Genomic DNA, 17418 nt, shown 5'->3' on the forward strand with positions numbered 1-17418 from the left:
TCCCATAAGCTCCCATACTTGCCTTGGAGATGCGAGTGATAAGTGTACATGGCGCTATGGCACATCTCATCGTGAACAAAATAAGAAAAAAATCTTGCTATTAGTTTTCAGGAAGATATTGTTAATTGTGATGACAACGATGCTGTTAAGCAGCGTATAGGATTGATCAATGGTTATTTGAAGTCAGTAGTGAAAGAAGGTTGGGTGGATATTAATGAAGGGAAGAGCCTTTTTGATGATTGTATAATAGAAAAATCTAATAGTGGTTTTGTAGATTATTGTTTACAAATTAAAGTAAATAACCTCTTTTTTATTTACATGAGAGAAGTAAAGGGTTTCGTTGGTTTTTTTGTTTTAAAGTCCTTACAGAAGTTCGCAGGCATAGAAGCAAAAATGGAATAATTTTTTTATTGGATGAGCCAGCAAATAATTTACATATTCATCCACAGAGAAAAATATTAAGCTCCTTACAAACTTTATCGAGCATAAAGGGCAATAAAGTAATTTATTCGACGCATTCCCCTTATCTTATTAACGACGATAATTTGGATAATTTGTTTACCGTACGTAATGAAGCAAATGATTTTGAAGCGCCTCGAATTGTTTGTGAAAGATTTCTGGAATTAACTATATCTCCTGAAGAAACTGTGAGGGCTGTTGAGCCTATTGTTCAAAAAACATGGATTACACACCTTGGAACAGGAGCTGATTGGATTATAAAAAAATTTAATGGAGTTGCTGCTAATGCAAAGAAAGTAAATCACATTGCTGATTGCGTGAAACATATTATTGGTGGATAATTTTCTCAGTTTATGCCGTAAAGCTTATACCCTTACGCGTTTTATTTAAATGCTAACACCCTTTGGTAAAATTTTACGGAAACTTCGCATTGATCACTCCGAACGCCTCTTAGATATGGCTAAGAAATTAGACATATCTGTAGGATTTTTATCTTCTGTCGAGATTAGCAAAAAATCTGTTCCTGTAGGACTGGAGGAAAAGATCATAGAGCTTTATGGTTTAGATCAAGAGGCAGCAGAAATTTTGAGAAGAGAATCGGATGCTTGTTGTAAAAGTTTCACTATAAAGTCTTCTGATACATTTAGATGTGAAGCTGTTGGTATGTTTGCTAGACTGATAAACATTATTTCACAAGAAAAGATTTAGAACTATTAAAAAATTGTTAGAGAAAGCTGGCAAAAAGAATACGCTTTGTAAAGGAAATAGTGAAAACCCTATTCCCTTAACTTTATTAAGGCATCCCTCGCAGTAAAAAAGATATGAATTCCAAAAACTTAATAGGAATATAAAGCTATATGGTGGGCGATGAGAGACTCGAACTCCCGACATCCTCGGTGTAAACGAGGCGCTCTACCAGCTGAGCTAATCGCCCAATGCAATGATCCGCAATTGAATGGAGACTATTTAAGGAAGAATTTTTCTAAACGCAAGAATAAAGATGGGATTTGATAATTTTTTTAAAAAATGCATAATCCTTCTTGACATGAACGCATGAACCCCTTACACGACCGCTTGTACCAAATTAAATTGGTTCGAAAAAAATGCGCGGGTGTAGCTCAGTTGGTTAGAGTGCTGGCCTGTCACGCCGGAGGTCGCGGGTTCGAGCCCCGTCACTCGCGCCATTTCGTGATTCCTTATGAAATTTCCTTTTTAAAATATCCATATGCTATGAGTAATGTGGTGGAGTGTTTGATCGGGGAATAAATATGTTTTTTCTTTCTTTTTATATGGTTTATAAGAATAGGGCTTGCGTCTTTCTTTGCTCTGCGTTACCTATGCCGATAAGAAAAGTATCGCTCTGTATGCCTTTGAAGCAGTATGAATAGAGTTAATAGAGCGATTGTTAAATTTGTCTGTTTGGTCACGCAATATTGAATCATTGTGTTAAACTCAGGCATTTCGTTATGATGGAAGAGGGTTATGGCTTATTTATTGAGCTCTTATTTACCAGTCTTGATTTTCATTATTATATCAGCGGTTATTGCTGGAGTTTTGTTGATTACACCTTACATTGTAGCATATCGTTCTCCCGATCCTGAAAAATTATCGGCTTATGAATGTGGGTTTAATTCATTTAGTGATGCACGCATGAAGTTTGATATTCGTTTCTATTTGGTATCAATTTTATTTATTATTTTTGATCTTGAAGTTGCTTTTCTTTTTCCTTGGGCTGTTTCATTCGAATCAATAGGTATGTTTGGCTTTTGGTCGATGATTGCGTTTTTAGCGATTTTGACTATTGGATTTATATATGAATGGAAAAAAGGAGCCCTTGAATGGAATTAAGATATAATAATTCAACGATTGAGGCTCCAAAACCAAAAGGAATCATTGATCCAAATACTGGTGGGCTGATAGGATCTGAAGATGAGTTTTTTCGTGATATCAATGCTGAATTGTCAGATAAGGGTTTTTTAGTTACCTCTGCAGATGCTTTGATTACTTGGGCACGTACCGGTTCTTTAATGTGGATGAGTTTTGGTTTGGCTTGTTGTGCTATCGAAATGATGCAGTGCTCAATGCCTCATTATGATAATGAGCGTTTTGGATATGCACCACGAGCTTCACCCCGCCAGTCAGATGTGATGGTGGTGGCAGGTACTCTAACAAATAAGATGGCTCCTGCTTTAAGAAAAGTGTACGATCAGATGCCAGAGCCACGTTATGTGATTTCTATGGGATCATGTGCAAACGGTGGGGGATATTATCATTATTCCTATTCAGTAGTGCGGGGATGTGATCGTATCGTGCCTGTCGATATATATGTCCCAGGGTGTCCACCTACAGCAGAGGCATTATTATACGGCATATTGTTGCTACAGAAAAAAATCCGTCGTACCGGATCCATAGAGCGATAGAGAGTTTTCTTGTCATGGTGGATGAAACATTGGTTGAGCTTGCTGCTTATTTGGAAAACAAATTAAAAAATAAGCTTGAAGAGACTGTTCTTGCTTTTGGTGAATTGACCATTGTGGCACGTCTTGATGCAATTATCGATGTCTTAATGTTTGTTCGTGATGATTCTCGTTGTCAATTTATTAATCTTACAGACATTAGTGGTGTGGATTATCCTTCTCGCGATAAGCGCTTTGATGTTTCTTACCAATTGTTATCTCCTCGTGAGAATTTACGCTTACGTGTAAAAGTTCGTACAGATGAAAATACTCCTGTTGCTTCAGCTTGTACGGTTTATCCTGGTGCAGAGTGGTATGAACGAGAAACGTATGATATGTATGGGATTTTATTTTCAGGACATCCGGATTTGAGACGGATTTTAACAGATTATGGGTTTGAAGGATATCCTTTACGCAAAGACTTTCCTGTGACAGGATTTGTTGAATGCCGTTATGATAATGAAGCAAAGAGGGTGATTTATGAGCCTGTTGTTTTGCGCCAAGAGATGCGTAATTTTGATTTTCTTTCTCCTTGGGAAGGAGGACAGTATACTTTGCCATGTGATGGGAAAGCAGATGAAAAAAAATAATATTGGTTTTGATAAGGCATTATATTAGGGTACTGTATTTCTTAAATAATTAAATATTTTTTAGCGTGATAGATTTTTTTGATATTTGATATGAAGTTTTTTAAAAAGCAAGGGGTTGATTGTGGCTGAGGTCAATGTTCGAAACTTTAATATCAATTTTGGTCCGCAGCATCCTGCCGCGCATGGGGTTTTGCGCATGGTTCTGGAGCTGGACGGTGAAGTTGTTGAGCGTGTAGATCCACATATTGGGTTGTTGCATCGCGGTACTGAAAAATTAATGGAAACAAAGACTTATCTCCAAGCTGGTCCTTATCTAGATCGTTTGGATTATGTTGCTCCTATGAATCAGGAACATGCTTTTGTTCTTGCTATTGAAAAGTTATTAGATATAAAAGTTCCTAAAAGAGGGCAATTAATACGTGTTTTGTTTTCTGAAATTGGGCGTATTCTTAATCATTTGCTTAATGTAACGACACAGGCAATGGATGTTGGTGCTTTAACACCACCGCTTTGGGGATTTGAGCAACGTGAAAGATTGATGATTTTTTATGAGCGTGCCTGTGGTGCTCGTCTTCATGCAAATTATTTTCGTCCTGGTGGCGTGCATCAAGATTTACCAGAATCTTTAGTTGAGGATATTGGTGATTTTATTGATCCATTTCTTGTTTCTCTCGGAAAACTTGACGCGCTTGTGACCCCAAATCGGATTTTTAAGCAGCGTAATGTGGATATTGGCGTTGTAAGTATTGATGAAGCTTGGGCACGCGGTTTTTCTGGGGTTATGATTCGTGGAGCTGGTGTTCCATGGGATTTGCGTAAAAGTCAGCCTTATGAATGTTACGATGAAATGGAATTCGATATTCCTATAGGTAAAAATAGCGATTGTTATGATCGCTATCTTATTCGTATGGAAGAAATGCGTCAATCAGCGAAAATTATGCGCCAATGTGTGGAACGTTTACTGAGTACTGAAAAAAATGGACCAGTTTCGAGCTTGGATCGCAAAATTGTACCACCGACGCGGAGTGAAATGAAAAGCTCGATGGAAGCACTGATTCATCACTTTAAACTCTATACGGAAGGTTTTCATACACCTCCTGGAGAAGTATATGTTGCTGTGGAAGCTCCGAAGGGTGAGTTTGGTGTTTATCTTGTTTCTGATGGAACCAATAAGCCTTATCGTGTCAAGTTGCGTGCTCCTGGGTTTGCTCATCTCCAAGCTATGGATTTTTTAACCAGAGGTCATATGTTAGCAGATGCTACAGCTATTTTGGGTTCGATTGATATTGTTTTTGGGGAGGTTGATCGCTAATGTCCGTACGCCGTCTTGCAGATGATGTTTATCAGCCCGCTGAGTTTTCTTTTACAAAAGAAAATCAGATATGGGTAAAAAATACCATAAAAAAATATCCTGCAGGGCGTCAGCAGTCTGCTGTAATTCCATTATTAATGCGTGCTCAAGAGCAAGATGGTTGGGTGACACGTGCTGCGATTGAGCATATTGCTCAGATTCTTTCCATGGCTTATATCCGTGTCTTAGAAGTTGCTACTTTTTATACTCAGTTTCAGCTTAAGCCTGTTGGAACAAAAGCGCATATTCAAGTTTGTGGTACAACGCCTTGTATGTTACGTGGTTCTGATGAATTGATTAAAGTTTGTCAGAAAAAAATTCATCATGAACCTTTTGCGACCAATCAGGATGGAACCTTATCATGGGAAGAGGTGGAGTGTCTTGGTGCTTGTGTGAATGCTCCGATGGTTATGATTTTTAAAGATACTTATGAAGATCTTACAGCTGAACGCCTTGAAGAAATTATTGATGCATTTGAAGCAGGTAAGGGTTCTGAGATAGAGGTTGGTCCGCAAAATAGTCGTAAATCGTCGGAACCGATTAGTGGTTTAACTTCTCTTATTGATGATGAGAAAGAAAAAAAGATCTCTCAAGTCTTCACCAAAAAAGGATAAGGAAAGAATGGGGAACATAATTAAGTATTTTTCTTGAGAAAATATTTTATTATTCTACCCATGATGGCAACATTTAACGAAAAGTAAGAAATCTTGAAAAGATATTTAAAAATTGCATTTGAGGAAAAGCGGAAAATGCTATGGGTGATAGAAAAAAAGGTGGGGTATGCTAGCTGATAAAGATCGTATCTTCACCAATATTTATGGTTTAAAAGACAAATCATTAAAGGCTGCGATGTTGCGTGGGCATTGGAATGGTCTGAAAGAAATGATTGACAAAGGTCGTGATTGGATCATTGATGAAGTGAAGGCATCGGGTTTACGCGGTCGTGGTGGTGCTGGTTTTCCTACTGGAATGAAGTGGTCCTTTATGCCAAAGCAGAATGATGGACGTCCTCATTATTTGGTTGTCAATGCCGATGAATCTGAACCTGGAACTTGTAAAGACCGTGATATTTTACGTCATGACCCCCACACTTTGATTGAAGGATGTGCAATCGCTACTTTTGCTATGGGAGCCAATGTTGCTTTTATTTATATTCGTGGTGAATATATTCGTGAACGTGAAGCGCTTCAAGCTGCCGTTGATGAATGCTATGATGCGGGTTTACTTGGCAAAAAAACGAAATATGGGCATGCTTGTGATATTGTTATTCATCATGGAGCGGGTGCTTATATTTGTGGTGAAGAAACAGCTCTTCTTGAAAGTCTTGAGGGAAAAAAGGGACAACCTCGGCTTAAACCACCATTTCCTGCCAATATGGGGATTTATGGCTGTCCAACAACAGTAAATAATGTAGAGTCTATTGCCGTTGTTCCAACGATTTTGCGGCGGGGTGCTTCGTGGTTTTCATCAATCGGACGAGCAAATAATGTTGGAACGAAATTATTTATGGTTTCAGGGCATGTTAATGCACCTTGTACATTTGAAGACGCTCTTGGTGTTTCATTCCGTGAATTAATTGAAAAACATACGGGTGGTGTTCGTGGTGGATGGAATAATCTTTTAGCAGTTATTCCAGGGGGGGCTTCTTGTCCAGTCGTTCGTGGTGAGGATATGATCGATGCGATCATGGATTTTGATGGGATGCGAGATGTCGGGTCTTCTTTTGGCACAGGGGGAATGATTGTTATGGATAAATCAACCGATATTATCAAGGCAATTTGGCGTATAGCTGCTTTTTTCAAGCACGAGAGTTGTGGTCAGTGTACACCGTGTCGTGAGGGGACGGGATGGATGATGCGTCTTTTAGGGCGTATGGTTGAGGGAAGAGCGCAAAAACGCGAGATTGATCTTTTGTTTGAAGTGTCTAAACAGGTTGAAGGACACACTATTTGTGCGCTTGGTGATGCTGCCGCATGGCCTGTACAGGGGTTGATACGTAATTTTCGTCCAGAAATCGAGCGTAGAATTGATGAATACACGCGAAATGTAGTCCAAAGCAAAAATATTGCTTTAGAAGCGGTTTAATAAAGGATTTTGTTTTAAGAACGACCGAATGCAAATTTTAAGTGGGTTATCCGCAGGTTGGATGGGTGATGATAAATATCAAAGTTGATGGCAAAGAGATTGAAGTTCCTGATTACTACACGTTGCTTCAGGCTGCTGAGGCGGCTGGGGCAGAAATTCCACGTTTTTGTTTTCATGAATCTTTGTCAATTGCTGGAAATTGTCGTATGTGTTTAGTTGAGGTTAAGGGTGGTCCACCAAAACCTCAGGCTTCTTGTGCTATGGGGGTTCGTGATTTACGATTAGGGCCTAACGGTGAGGCACCTGAGATTTTTACCAATACACCGATGGTAAAAAAAGCACGTGAAGGTGTTATGGAATTTCTTCTCATTAATCATCCTTTGGATTGTCCAGTGTGTGATCAAGGGGGAGAGTGTGATCTTCAAGATCAAGCAATGCTTTATGGACGAGATTGTTCTCGTTATACAGAAAATAAACGTGCTGTAGAAGATAAATATATTGGACCTCTTGTCAAAACTGTTATGACACGGTGTATTCATTGTACACGGTGTGTTCGTTTTACAACGGAAGTTGCAGGTATTTCTGAGCTTGGTTTGATCGGTCGTGGTGAAGATGCTGAAATTACGACGTATCTTGAAAAAGCTATGACATCTGAATTACAGGGAAATGTTATTGATCTTTGTCCAGTGGGAGCTCTAACTTCAAAACCTTATGCGTTTCATGCCCGTCCGTGGGAATTGGTAAAAACGGAATCGATTGATGTGATGGATGCGCTTGGTAGTGCTATCCGTATTGATAGCCGCGGCCGTGAAGTTATGCGGATTATGCCGCGTACGAATGAAGATGTAAATGAGGAATGGATCTCTGATAAAACGCGTTTTATTTGGGATGGATTACGGACTCAGCGGCTTGATAAGCCATATGTACGCAAAGATGGAAAGCTTCAACCTGTCAGTTGGACAGAAGCTTTTGCAAAAATTAAAATGGTAATCTCTAAAATTTTTCCAGAAAAAATTGGAGCCATTGCGGGGGATCTTGCTTCTGTTGAAGAAATGTATGCCCTTAAAGCATTATTGAGTTCTTTGGGCTCAACGCTTTTTGATTGTCGTCAAAGAGGGGGGGCTTTATCGCCAGAGTTTGGGCGCTCGAGTTATATTTTTAATCCTACAATTGTAGGTATTGAACAGGCTGATGCACTGCTTATTGTGGGATCTAATCCACGTCATGAAGCAGCTGTTTTAAATGCGCGTATTTTAAAGCGCCAACGGATGGGCAATTTTCCTATTGCATTAATTGGAGAGAAAGTCGATTTACGTTATCCTTATTCTTACCTTGGATCTGGGAGTGATACATTAACGACACTTATTCGTGGAGAGGATGTTTTTTTTAATGTCTTAAAAGAAGCGAAGAGGCCCCTTATTCTTATCGGAGAGGGAGCGGTTTCAGGAAGTGAAGGTTTATCTGTTTTAAAAAGTCTTGCTAAATTAGCTGATAATATAGGTGCTCTTAGTGAGACATGGAATGGGTTTGGGGTTCTTCATAATGCAGCTTCGATTGTTGGAGGGTTGGACATAGGCTTTACTTCTAAGCTTGGGGTTGCAAATATACTTAAAACCTGTGAAGTTCTATTTTTGCTTGGTGCTGATGAAGTAGAATTAGCCAATACAAAAGCTTTTACAGTTTATATTGGGAGCCATGGTGATAATGGTGCACATGCTGCTGACGTTATTTTGCCTGCATCTGCTTACACTGAAAAATCAGGGCTTTATGTGAATACAGAAGGACGTGTTCAAATGACAAATCGGGCTGGTTTTGCTCCAGGTGAAGCAAAAGAAGATTGGGCTATTTTGCGTGCTTTATCGGATATTTTAGGACAAAAGCTCCCTTTTGATTCTCTTTCTCAATTAAGGCAATGCTTGTTTAATGATTATCCACACCTTTGTGCTGTTGATGATATAGTGCCTTCTGATATAAGTGGTCTTAAGGCGCTTGGTTCAAAAATGGTTTCTCTCGAGAGTCAAGCATTTACTTCTATGGTTAAAGATTTTTATTTAACAAATCCGATAGCACGTGCTTCTGCTGTTATGGCTGAATGTTCATCTCTTGCAAAAAACCGTGCTACACAAACAGTAAAGTAAGGCAAAGGAAAAGGAATAATGATGTATGATTTCTTTATGACTTGGCTGTTGCCATTACTCATTATAATCGGAAAAACACTTCTTCTTTTGGTCGTTCTTTTGGTCTTAGTTGCTTATCTTCTTTATGCAGATAGAAAAATTTGGGCAGCGGTACAATTGCGTCGTGGACCAAACGTTGTTGGACCATGGGGTTTGTTACAGTCTTTTGCAGATTTAATTAAATTTGTTGTTAAGGAGCCTATTATCCCTGCAGGTGCAAATAAGGGTGTTTTTCTTTTGGCTCCTTTTGTTTCAGCGACACTTGCTTTATCAACTTGGGCTGTTATTCCTGTCAATGAGGGTTGGGAGATTGCAAAGATTAATGTTGGCTTGCTTTATATTTTAGCCATTTCATCTCTTGAAGTTTATGGTGTTATTATGGGGGGATGGGCATCAAATTCAAAATATCCTTTCTTAGGAGCTCTTCGTTCGGCGGCACAAATGGTTTCTTATGAAGTTTCCATTGGTTTTGTGCTTGTGACTGTCATTTTAATAAGTGGTTCGTTAGATCTCACAACAATTGTTTTTAAACAAACGCACGGGCTTGGTACAACTCTTGGTCTTCCTTTTAACAGTTTTCTCGATTGGAATTGGTTGGTCCTTTTTCCAATGTTTATTATATTTTTTATTTCTGCGCTTGCAGAGACAAATCGTCCTCCATTCGATTTGGTGGAAGCAGAATCCGAACTTGTTGCTGGTCATATGGTAGAATATTCTTCAACGCCTTACATGCTCTTCTTTCTAGGTGAATATGTTGCGATTGTTTTAATGTGCGCATTAACAACCATTCTATTTTTAGGCGGTTGGCTGCCTCCCTTAGATGTTTGGTGGCTTAATTGGGTTCCTGGTATCATTTGGTTTGTTTTAAAAGTCTGTTTTGTATTTTTTTGGTTTGCTATGGTTAAAGCATTTGTTCCACGTTATCGCTATGATCAGCTCATGCGGCTTGGTTGGAAGGTTTTTCTTCCTCTCTCACTAGCAATGGTTGTGATAACTGCTGCTTTTTTAAAGTTTACGGATTTCGTTTAAGAGGAGATTTTACGATGTCAGGTTTTATTCAGGCGGCAAAGTCACTTCTTCTATTGGAATTTGTGAGTGCTTTTTTCTTAGCTATGCGTCAATTTTTTTCACCAAAACCCACGATTAATTATCCTTATGAAAAAGGTTTTGTATCTCAGCGTTTTCGTGGTGAGCATGCATTGCGTCGCTATCCAAATGGTGAAGAACGGTGTATTGCTTGTAAATTATGTGAAGCGATTTGTCCTGCTCAAGCGATTACAATTGAAGCTGGTCCACGGCGCAATGACGGTACACGTAGAACTGTCCGTTATGATATAGACATGGTTAAATGTATCTACTGTGGTTTTTGTCAAGAAGCCTGTCCGGTTGAGGCTATTGTCGAAGGTCCAAATTTTGAGTTTGCGACGGAAACACGTGAAGAACTTTATTATGATAAAGAAAAACTTTTATTGAATGGAGATCGCTGGGAGCGAGAAATTGCTCGAAATATATTGATGGATGCGCCTTATCGTTAAGTGTATCGTTAAATGAGGTGTCGGATATTTTTCCGATAAATTGTAATCTGGTATGAAGTTTATACCAATTGTTTGAATAATTAAGGAGAAGCCTATGCTAACAGATCTAGCGGCGGCATTTTTCTATTTGTTTGCTTTTATTATGCTAACAAGTGCAGTTATTGTTATTACAGCACGCAATCCAGTGCATTCTGTTTTGTTTTTAATCCTCGCATTTTTTAATGCAGCAGCTTTGTTTTTACTTGCAGGAGCAGAGTTTTTAGGGCTTATTCTGCTTGTTGTGTATGTTGGAGCTGTCGCTGTTTTATTTTTATTTGTCGTTATGATGCTTGACGTTGATTTTGCTGAGTTAAAGAGTGGAACTCTTCGGTATGCTCCTATTGGAGCTCTTATTGGTGTTATTATCGCTGTAGAATTGATTGTTGTTTTTATGAGTAGCTATTTTTCTCCAGTCTTGAGAACGCATGTTACGCAACCAATGCCAGATTTAGCGCAGCGAACAAATACACAAGCATTAGGTGATATTCTCTATACGGATTATGTTTTCTATTTTCAAATTGCTGGAATGATTTTATTGGTTGCAATGATTGGAGCTATTGTTTTAACACTTCGTCATAAATTAGGAGTAAAGCGGCAATCTATTGCGGAGCAAGTTTCTAGAACGGTAGAAAGTGCCATTGAAATCAAACAAGTTGAATCAGGCAAAGGTATGTAAGGGGGGCTATGCAGATGTATATTGATATTACACATTATCTCACTGTTTCTGCTTTGATGTTTACAATTGGTATTGCTGGAATTTTTCTCAACAGAAAAAATGTGATTATTATCTTGATGTCCATTGAGCTTATATTGCTTTCAGTTAATCTCAATTTTGTTGCATTTTCAGCATTTCTTCATGATCTCGTTGGTCAGGTATTCGCTTTATTTGTCTTAACCGTAGCAGCTGCTGAAGCTGCCATTGGTTTAGCAATTCTGGTCGTTTTTTTCCGTAATCGTGGTTCCATTGCGGTTGAAGATGTTAATGTAATGAAAGGCTAACCAGTGATGTATTATACGATTGTCTTTCTTCCGCTTTTGGGTTTTTTAATTGCTGCACTAGGTGGAAAAACGATAGGAGATCGTGCGAGTGAATTGATAACATGTAGCTTTATGGTTGTTGTTGCCATATTATCGTGGATAGCATTTTTCAGTACTGCACTTGGTCATATTCCAGCGATTGATGTATTGGTATTACATTGGATGACTGTTGGTGACTTAAGCTTTAATTGGGCTTTACATGTTGATGCATTAACAGCTGTCATGCTTATTGTTGTGAATAGTGTTTCGGCATTAGTGCATATTTATTCAATTGGTTATATGCACCATGACCCTTCAAGGTCTCGTTTTTTTTCTTATCTTTCTTTGTTTACATTTATGATGCTTATGTTGGTCACATCCAATAATTTGATTCAGATGTTTTTTGGATGGGAAGGTGTCGGACTTGCTTCTTATTTACTCATTGGTTTTTGGTTTCAGCGCGATTCTGCTAATAAGGCCGCAATGAAAGCTTTTGTAGTTAACCGTGTTGGAGACTTTGGTTTTCTCTTAGGAATCTTTAGTATTTTTGTTTTGTTCCAATCGGTTGATTTTGCCTCTATTTTTGCAAAAGCTGCCGACAAGAGCTTTATACAAAATATGACATTTTTAGATTGGCAATTTGATGGGCAGACGGCAATTACCATTACATGTCTTTTATTATTTATTGGTGCGATGGGAAAATCCGCACAATTTCTTTTACATACTTGGCTGCCTGATGCAATGGAAGGGCCAACCCCTGTATCAGCGCTTATTCATGCCGCTACAATGGTAACGGCTGGTGTTTTTATGATTGCGCGTATGTCGCCAATTTTTGAACTTTCTTCAACTGCTTTGACCGTGATTATTATTGTTGGTGCAACAACAGCGTTTTTTGCAGCAACTGTGGGGTTGGTGCAGAATGATATTAAGCGTGTTATTGCTTATTCTACATGCTCTCAACTTGGTTATATGTTTGTGGCATTAGGTGTTGGAGCTTATGGCGCTGCTGTCTTTCATCTTTTTACGCATGCTTTTTTTAAAGCCTTATTGTTTCTTGGTGCAGGTTCTGTGATTCATTCTGTGTCTGATGAACAAGATATGCGAAAAATGGGTGGGTTACGCAAACATATAAAGATCACCTATTGGATGATGATGGTCGGGACCATTGCCTTGACCGGAGTTGGAATTCCAGGAACACTTTTCGGGACTGCAGGTTTCTTCTCAAAAGATGCGATTATAGAGTCTGCTTTTGCATCTCATAATATTGCTTCAGGATATGCTTTTTATCTTCTTGTTTTTGCTGCCTTTTTAACAAGTTTCTATTCATGGCGACTTATCTTTATGACATTCCATGGTAAACCACGGGCAACAGTTGATGTGATGCATCATGTTCATGAATCGCCTCCAGTTATGTTGATTCCACTCTTTCTTTTATCTATTGGAGCAATATTTTCTGGTGTCGTTTTCCAACCTTACTTTTTTGGTGACTTGTATAATGCTTTTTGGAAGGGAGCATTGTTTACAAGCAGCCATAATCATATTCTTCATGATGCTCACCATGTTTTTAATTGGGTAAAATGGTCGCCTTTTATAGCAATGATTCTTGGGTTTATGTTGGCTTATTTATTTTATATTGTGGCTCCCTCTCTTCCCAAGAAAATGGCGCGTATTATGCCAGGAGTGTATCACTTTCTTTACCAAAAGTGGTATTTCGATCAATTATATAACTTTTTATTTGTTCGTCCTACCTTTAGAATTGGTTCTTTTCTTTGGAAAGTGGGAGACGGTAAGATTATTGATGGTCTAGGTCCCAATGGTATTGCAGCGCGTGTTGTTGATATTACAAATAGAGTTGTTCGAATGCAAACAGGCTATCTTTACCACTATGCATTTGCAATGCTTATCGGCGTTGCATTGCTCATTACATGGATGATGATCGGGGGCGTAAACTAATGACCGATTGGCCTATTCTTTCTACGGTTACATTTTTGCCGCTTGTTGGTGTTCTTCTGATTTTGTTTATCAAAGATGATAGTGAAGTAGCACGCCATAATATACGTAATGTCGCATTTTTTACGACTCTATTTGTTTTTATTATTTCTTTAATTATTTGGATAGGATTTGATTCTAGCAACCAAAATTTTCAAATGGTTGAAAAATCCAGTTGGTTAGGGGGTGGTATTAGCTATCATATGGGGGTCGATGGTATTTCTATTCTTTTTGTTGTTCTCTCGGCTTTTCTTTTGCCTTTCTGTATTTTAGCAAGTTGGGAGAATGTTAAAGAGAGATTAAAAGCCTATATGATTGCGTTTCTTCTTCTAGAAGTTGCGATTATTGGTGTTTTTTGTGCTCTTGATGCAATGCTATTCTATGTTTTTTTTGAAGGCAGCCTCATTCCAATGTTTATCATTATAGGTGTATGGGGAGGAGCACGTCGTGTTTATGCAAGTATAAAGTTTTTCTTATATACTTTACTTGGTTCAGTGCTTATGCTGGTTGCTCTTATGGTTATGTATTGGGAGGCTGGGACACTTGATATACCAACTTTACTCAATTATCAGTTTCCTGCTCATATGCAAATATGGCTATGGCTTGCATTTTTTGCTTCTTTCGCAGTTAAAATGCCAATGTGGCCAGTTCATACATGGCTCCCTGATGCTCACGTAGAAGCACCGACAGCGGGTTCTGTTATTTTAGCTGGTGTCTTACTTAAATTAGGTGGGTATGGTTTTCTTCGTTTTTCTTTACCTATGTTTCCTATCGCTTCAGCAGATTTTGCGCCTTTTGTTTTCACATTATCGCTTATCGCTATTATTTATACATCACTGGTTGCACTTGTTCAAAGTGACATCAAAAAACTTATTGCATATTCCTCAATAGCGCATATGGGATATGTAACGATGGGTATTTTTGCTGTGAATGAACAGGGGATACAAGGGGCTATTTATCAGATGCTATCCCATGGAATTGTTTCAGCAGCATTGTTTCTTTGTGTTGGGGTTATCTATGATCGCTTGCATACACGTGAAATTTCAGCGTTTGGTGGTTTAGTGAATAATATGCCTAAATATGCTGTTGTTTTCTTAATTTTTACCATGGCAAATGTTGGTTTGCCTGGAAGCTCAGGATTTTTGGGTGAATTTTTAACCTTAATAGGTGTTTTTCAAGTAAATAAATTGGTTGTTGTTTTAGCAACAACAGGTGTTATCTTATCGGCAGCCTATGCCCTTTATCTTTATCGGCGTGTGATTTTTGGTTCCTTGGATAAAGAGAATTTAAAAGTATTAATAGATCTTTCTTTAAGAGAAAAACTCCTCCTTTATCCAATGGTTATTCTTACAATATTCTTTGGTATCTATCCAACGCCTATTCTTAAGGCAACGGCGTTTTCCGTAGAAACCCTCATCAATAAACTGCACTAGATAAGGGAAGAATGCACATGCAAACTGAAATAATAGCGCAATTAGTCTTAATTCTTCCAGAGCTTTTAATTGCATTAGGAGCTGTCGTGCTGCTTATGATTGGTGTTTATTCCAATACACGTGCTTCTTTAACAGTGACAGGTTTAGCTATGGCACTTCTTGTGGCAACCATTATTATTCTTATAGTTTTTCCGAAAAATGGTTCATTTCAAACCAATGCGCTCGTTATCGATTCCTTTAGTCGTTATATGAAAATTTTAATGCTTATTGGTGCACTCTTTTCTCTTATCATGTCTGTTGGTTTTGCCAATGCACAAAAGTTTAATATATTTGAGTTTCCAGTACTTGTTCTTTTAGCAACCCTTGGAATGATGTTTATGATTTCAGCGGGTAATATGCTGTCGCTTTATATGGGGTTAGAGCTGCAATCTTTAGCTTTATATGTTTTAGCAGCGATTAATCGTAATAATGTAAAATCTTCTGAAGCCGGTATAAAATACTTTGTTTTAGGAGCATTATCTTCAGGGTTGCTTCTTTATGGTATTTCTTTGCTTTATGGTTTTACCGGTCAAATTGGTTTTCACGAAATTGCTCTTGCTTTAAAGGGCAAAAATGTACAATTGGGGGTCATTTTTGGAATTGTCTTTATTTTAGCTGGTTTGGCTTTCAAAATTTCTGCTGTTCCGTTTCATATGTGGACACCTGATGTTTATGAAGGAGCGCCCACACCGATTACAGCATTTTTTGCTGGTGCCCCTAAAGTTGCTGCAATGGCTTTAATCATCCGTATTATTGTGGTGACCTTTATTCCCCTAGGGCGTGTTGATAACGTGATGCCTGCATGGCAACAAATTTTGGTGTTCATGGCGATTACATCAATGATACTGGGTGCTTTTGCTGCAATCGGTCAGAATAATATTAAGCGCTTAATGGCTTATTCGTCGATCAGTCATATGGGTTATGCACTTGTTGGTTTATCTGCTGGAGATATGCTTGGGATAAAAAGCGTTATCCTTTATATGACTATTTATCTTGGAATGACGCTTGGTTCATTTGCCTTTATTCTTGGAATGCGCTCTCAGAATGGAAATGTTGAAAATATTTATGATCTTTCAGGGTTAGCAAAGACGAATCCGTTTATGGCTGTTGTGATGACAATACAGCTTTTTTCTTTAGCAAGCATACCTCCTATGGCTGGTTTTTTTGGAAAGTGGTATACATTTTCTGCTGCTGTCCACGCTGGACTTACGCCACTTGCTGTCGTTGGGATGATAGCGTCTGTAGTTGGGGCTTTTTACTATTTGCGAGTCATTAAAATTATGTGGTTTGATGATGCAAAAGCGCATTTTGTTGCTTTATCGAAAGAGCTTCAATTTTGTCTTGGTCTTTCTGTATTCTTTATTTTATTTTACGCGCTTTTTGGAGTTTGGTTCGCTGAGCTAGCAGAAAAAGCAGCAACAGCATTGTTTTAATGAATATGGTTTATACTTTATCAGATTTTGCACAAAAACAGGGATACACTGTTGAAGCGTACGATAGTGTTGATTCAACAAATCTTATTGCGCAACGAAAAGCGCAAACTGGTCATCAAGGTAATCTTTGGATTGTTGCACAAGAACAATCACAGGGAAGAGCAAGAAGAGGGAGGACTTGGTCTAGTCCAAAAGGGAACCTTTATTCTAGTCTTTTATTAATTGATGATATTGTTCATCAAACTGCGGCTCAACTTGGTTTTGTTGCTGGAGTAAGTGTGGCAGAGGCAATAAAACAATTGATAAAAGAGGAAAAGCAGACAAACAATATTGTGAGCTTAAAATGGCCAAACGATATTTTGCTCAGAGGAGAAAAAAGCTCTGGAGTTTTGCTTGAGATTTTAAAATTGTCATCACAACAATATGCCTTGGTTATTGGGATTGGAATAAATGTGAAATATAATTATGAAGATGCGCCCTATTCCACTTCAAGCTTAAAGAATATCGGGTTGCGTATTGATGCAGAACAATTATTTACGGTTTTGACGGAGTGTTTTTCTAAAAATTACCTTCTTTGGAAACAACCAAAAGGATGTGAAATAATCCGAAAAAAATGGCTTTTATATTCCGCTCATCTTGGGAAACATGTCAAAGTGGTGAATGATGAAAAAGTCATTGAGGGTATTTTTGATGGTCTTGATAGTGATTTTAACTGCATCATAAAGCGAAAAGACGGTCAGACAGCCATTATAACAGCTGGGGATGTTCATTTTGGTTTGGCTGATTCTGTTAATGCAGGCCGTTATTGAAAAATT

The 17418-nt window shown here is 38.3% G+C and carries 16 protein-coding genes, 2 tRNA genes and 2 pseudogenes; 19 read left to right on the forward strand and 1 reads right to left on the reverse strand.

Annotated elements, in window-relative coordinates; translation table 11 throughout:
- Positions 1-162 precede the first annotated feature (162 nt).
- The 3 genes and pseudogenes from ACFIK4_RS09630 to ACFIK4_RS09640 all read left to right on the forward strand — a co-directional run bounded on the left by ACFIK4_RS09630 (position 163) and on the right by ACFIK4_RS09640 (position 1273).
- The gene (locus tag ACFIK4_RS09630; protein WP_375675836.1) at positions 163-402 is read left to right on the forward strand and encodes a hypothetical protein; all 240 of its coding nucleotides are present in this window, start codon (positions 163-165) and stop codon (positions 400-402) included.
- 8 nt (positions 403-410) lie between these two features.
- Positions 411-800 (forward strand): AAA family ATPase, encoded by a 390-nt coding sequence (locus tag ACFIK4_RS09635; RefSeq protein WP_375628066.1) that lies wholly within the window; start codon positions 411-413, stop codon positions 798-800.
- Positions 801-849: 49 nt separating this feature from the next.
- Positions 850-1273: pseudogene (locus ACFIK4_RS09640) on the forward strand (XRE family transcriptional regulator).
- 44 nt (positions 1274-1317) lie between these two features.
- Here ACFIK4_RS09640 and ACFIK4_RS09645 read toward each other — a convergent pair.
- Positions 1318-1393 (reverse strand) — tRNA-Val (locus ACFIK4_RS09645).
- Positions 1394-1566: 173 nt separating this feature from the next.
- Between ACFIK4_RS09645 and ACFIK4_RS09650 the strand changes: the two genes are divergently transcribed.
- The 16 genes and pseudogenes from ACFIK4_RS09650 to ACFIK4_RS09725 all read left to right on the forward strand — a co-directional run bounded on the left by ACFIK4_RS09650 (position 1567) and on the right by ACFIK4_RS09725 (position 17412).
- Positions 1567-1643: transfer RNA gene (locus tag ACFIK4_RS09650), tRNA-Asp, on the forward strand.
- A 298-nt stretch (positions 1644-1941) separates the two neighbouring features.
- Entirely contained in the window at positions 1942-2307 is a 366-nt protein-coding gene (locus ACFIK4_RS09655; protein WP_375632253.1) for an NADH-quinone oxidoreductase subunit A, read from the forward strand.
- Complete coding sequence (locus tag ACFIK4_RS09660; RefSeq protein WP_375621224.1) at positions 2298-2879, forward strand: NuoB/complex I 20 kDa subunit family protein; 582 nt, start codon at positions 2298-2300, stop codon at positions 2877-2879. The genes ACFIK4_RS09655 and ACFIK4_RS09660 overlap by 10 nt, the downstream gene beginning before the upstream one ends.
- 14 nt (positions 2880-2893) lie before the next feature.
- A complete protein-coding gene (locus tag ACFIK4_RS09665) occupies positions 2894-3505 on the forward strand; it encodes an NADH-quinone oxidoreductase subunit C (protein ID WP_375613458.1) in 612 nt (203 codons plus the stop codon).
- 121 nt (positions 3506-3626) lie between these two features.
- The gene (locus ACFIK4_RS09670; RefSeq protein WP_375613457.1) at positions 3627-4817 is read left to right on the forward strand and encodes an NADH-quinone oxidoreductase subunit D; all 1191 of its coding nucleotides are present in this window, start codon (positions 3627-3629) and stop codon (positions 4815-4817) included.
- Positions 4817-5507, forward strand: a pseudogene (gene nuoE / locus ACFIK4_RS09675) (NADH-quinone oxidoreductase subunit NuoE). Before ACFIK4_RS09670 ends, nuoE begins: the two are co-directional and overlap by 1 nt.
- A gap of 129 nt (positions 5508-5636) precedes the next feature.
- Positions 5637-6941 (forward strand): NADH-quinone oxidoreductase subunit NuoF, encoded by a 1305-nt coding sequence (gene nuoF, locus ACFIK4_RS09680; protein WP_375613456.1) that lies wholly within the window; start codon positions 5637-5639, stop codon positions 6939-6941.
- 68 nt (positions 6942-7009) lie between these two features.
- Positions 7010-9079 carry an NADH-quinone oxidoreductase subunit NuoG gene (gene nuoG / locus ACFIK4_RS09685; RefSeq protein ID WP_375613455.1) on the forward strand — a complete coding sequence of 690 codons (2070 nt, stop codon included), beginning with the start codon at positions 7010-7012 and terminating at the stop codon, positions 9077-9079.
- Between the two features lie 21 nt (positions 9080-9100).
- Positions 9101-10147, forward strand: coding sequence for an NADH-quinone oxidoreductase subunit NuoH (gene nuoH / locus ACFIK4_RS09690; RefSeq protein ID WP_375632259.1), 1047 nt, complete (start codon positions 9101-9103; stop codon positions 10145-10147).
- Between the two features lie 14 nt (positions 10148-10161).
- Positions 10162-10653, forward strand: a complete 492-nt coding sequence (gene nuoI, locus ACFIK4_RS09695) for an NADH-quinone oxidoreductase subunit NuoI (RefSeq protein WP_273723184.1) — start codon at positions 10162-10164, stop codon at positions 10651-10653.
- A 94-nt stretch (positions 10654-10747) separates the two neighbouring features.
- Complete coding sequence (locus ACFIK4_RS09700; RefSeq protein ID WP_375611880.1) at positions 10748-11368, forward strand: NADH-quinone oxidoreductase subunit J; 621 nt, start codon at positions 10748-10750, stop codon at positions 11366-11368.
- A gap of 14 nt (positions 11369-11382) precedes the next feature.
- Positions 11383-11691, forward strand: a complete 309-nt coding sequence (gene nuoK, locus ACFIK4_RS09705) for an NADH-quinone oxidoreductase subunit NuoK (protein ID WP_273791275.1) — start codon at positions 11383-11385, stop codon at positions 11689-11691.
- 6 nt (positions 11692-11697) lie between these two features.
- Positions 11698-13662 carry an NADH-quinone oxidoreductase subunit L gene (gene nuoL, locus ACFIK4_RS09710; protein ID WP_375638389.1) on the forward strand — a complete coding sequence of 655 codons (1965 nt, stop codon included), beginning with the start codon at positions 11698-11700 and terminating at the stop codon, positions 13660-13662.
- The gene (locus ACFIK4_RS09715) at positions 13662-15131 is read left to right on the forward strand and encodes an NADH-quinone oxidoreductase subunit M (RefSeq protein WP_375628157.1); all 1470 of its coding nucleotides are present in this window, start codon (positions 13662-13664) and stop codon (positions 15129-15131) included. The genes nuoL and ACFIK4_RS09715 overlap by 1 nt, the downstream gene beginning before the upstream one ends.
- A gap of 17 nt (positions 15132-15148) precedes the next feature.
- On the forward strand, positions 15149-16603 hold the full coding sequence (gene nuoN, locus ACFIK4_RS09720) for an NADH-quinone oxidoreductase subunit NuoN (RefSeq protein WP_375638390.1): 1455 nt from the start codon (positions 15149-15151) through the stop codon (positions 16601-16603).
- A complete protein-coding gene (locus ACFIK4_RS09725) occupies positions 16603-17412 on the forward strand; it encodes a biotin--[acetyl-CoA-carboxylase] ligase (protein ID WP_375613451.1) in 810 nt (269 codons plus the stop codon). The genes nuoN and ACFIK4_RS09725 overlap by 1 nt, the downstream gene beginning before the upstream one ends.
- Positions 17413-17418 lie beyond the last annotated feature (6 nt).

This window comes from Bartonella sp. AP9QHHD (assembly GCF_042195625.1).
In the GTDB taxonomy this organism is placed as follows: Bacteria; Pseudomonadota; Alphaproteobacteria; order Rhizobiales; family Rhizobiaceae; genus Bartonella.

Excerpts from the sequence above, each read along its gene's own strand:
- ACFIK4_RS09655 (WP_375632253.1), top strand. The coding sequence starts at position 1,942 with ATGGCTTATTTATTGAGCTCTTATTTACCAGTCTTGATTTTCATTATT.
- ACFIK4_RS09660 (WP_375621224.1), top strand. The coding sequence starts at position 2,298 with ATGGAATTAAGATATAATAATTCAACGATTGAGGCTCCAAAACCAAAA.
- ACFIK4_RS09665 (WP_375613458.1), top strand. The coding sequence starts at position 2,894 with ATGGTGGATGAAACATTGGTTGAGCTTGCTGCTTATTTGGAAAACAAA.
- nuoF (WP_375613456.1), top strand. The coding sequence starts at position 5,637 with ATGCTAGCTGATAAAGATCGTATCTTCACCAATATTTATGGTTTAAAA.
- nuoG (WP_375613455.1), top strand. The coding sequence starts at position 7,010 with ATGATAAATATCAAAGTTGATGGCAAAGAGATTGAAGTTCCTGATTAC.
- nuoH (WP_375632259.1), top strand. The coding sequence starts at position 9,101 with ATGTATGATTTCTTTATGACTTGGCTGTTGCCATTACTCATTATAATC.
- nuoI (WP_273723184.1), top strand. The coding sequence starts at position 10,162 with ATGTCAGGTTTTATTCAGGCGGCAAAGTCACTTCTTCTATTGGAATTT.
- ACFIK4_RS09700 (WP_375611880.1), top strand. The coding sequence starts at position 10,748 with ATGCTAACAGATCTAGCGGCGGCATTTTTCTATTTGTTTGCTTTTATT.
- nuoK (WP_273791275.1), top strand. The coding sequence starts at position 11,383 with ATGTATATTGATATTACACATTATCTCACTGTTTCTGCTTTGATGTTT.
- nuoL (WP_375638389.1), top strand. The coding sequence starts at position 11,698 with ATGTATTATACGATTGTCTTTCTTCCGCTTTTGGGTTTTTTAATTGCT.
- ACFIK4_RS09715 (WP_375628157.1), top strand. The coding sequence starts at position 13,662 with ATGACCGATTGGCCTATTCTTTCTACGGTTACATTTTTGCCGCTTGTT.
- nuoN (WP_375638390.1), top strand. The coding sequence starts at position 15,149 with ATGCAAACTGAAATAATAGCGCAATTAGTCTTAATTCTTCCAGAGCTT.
- ACFIK4_RS09725 (WP_375613451.1), top strand. The coding sequence starts at position 16,603 with ATGAATATGGTTTATACTTTATCAGATTTTGCACAAAAACAGGGATAC.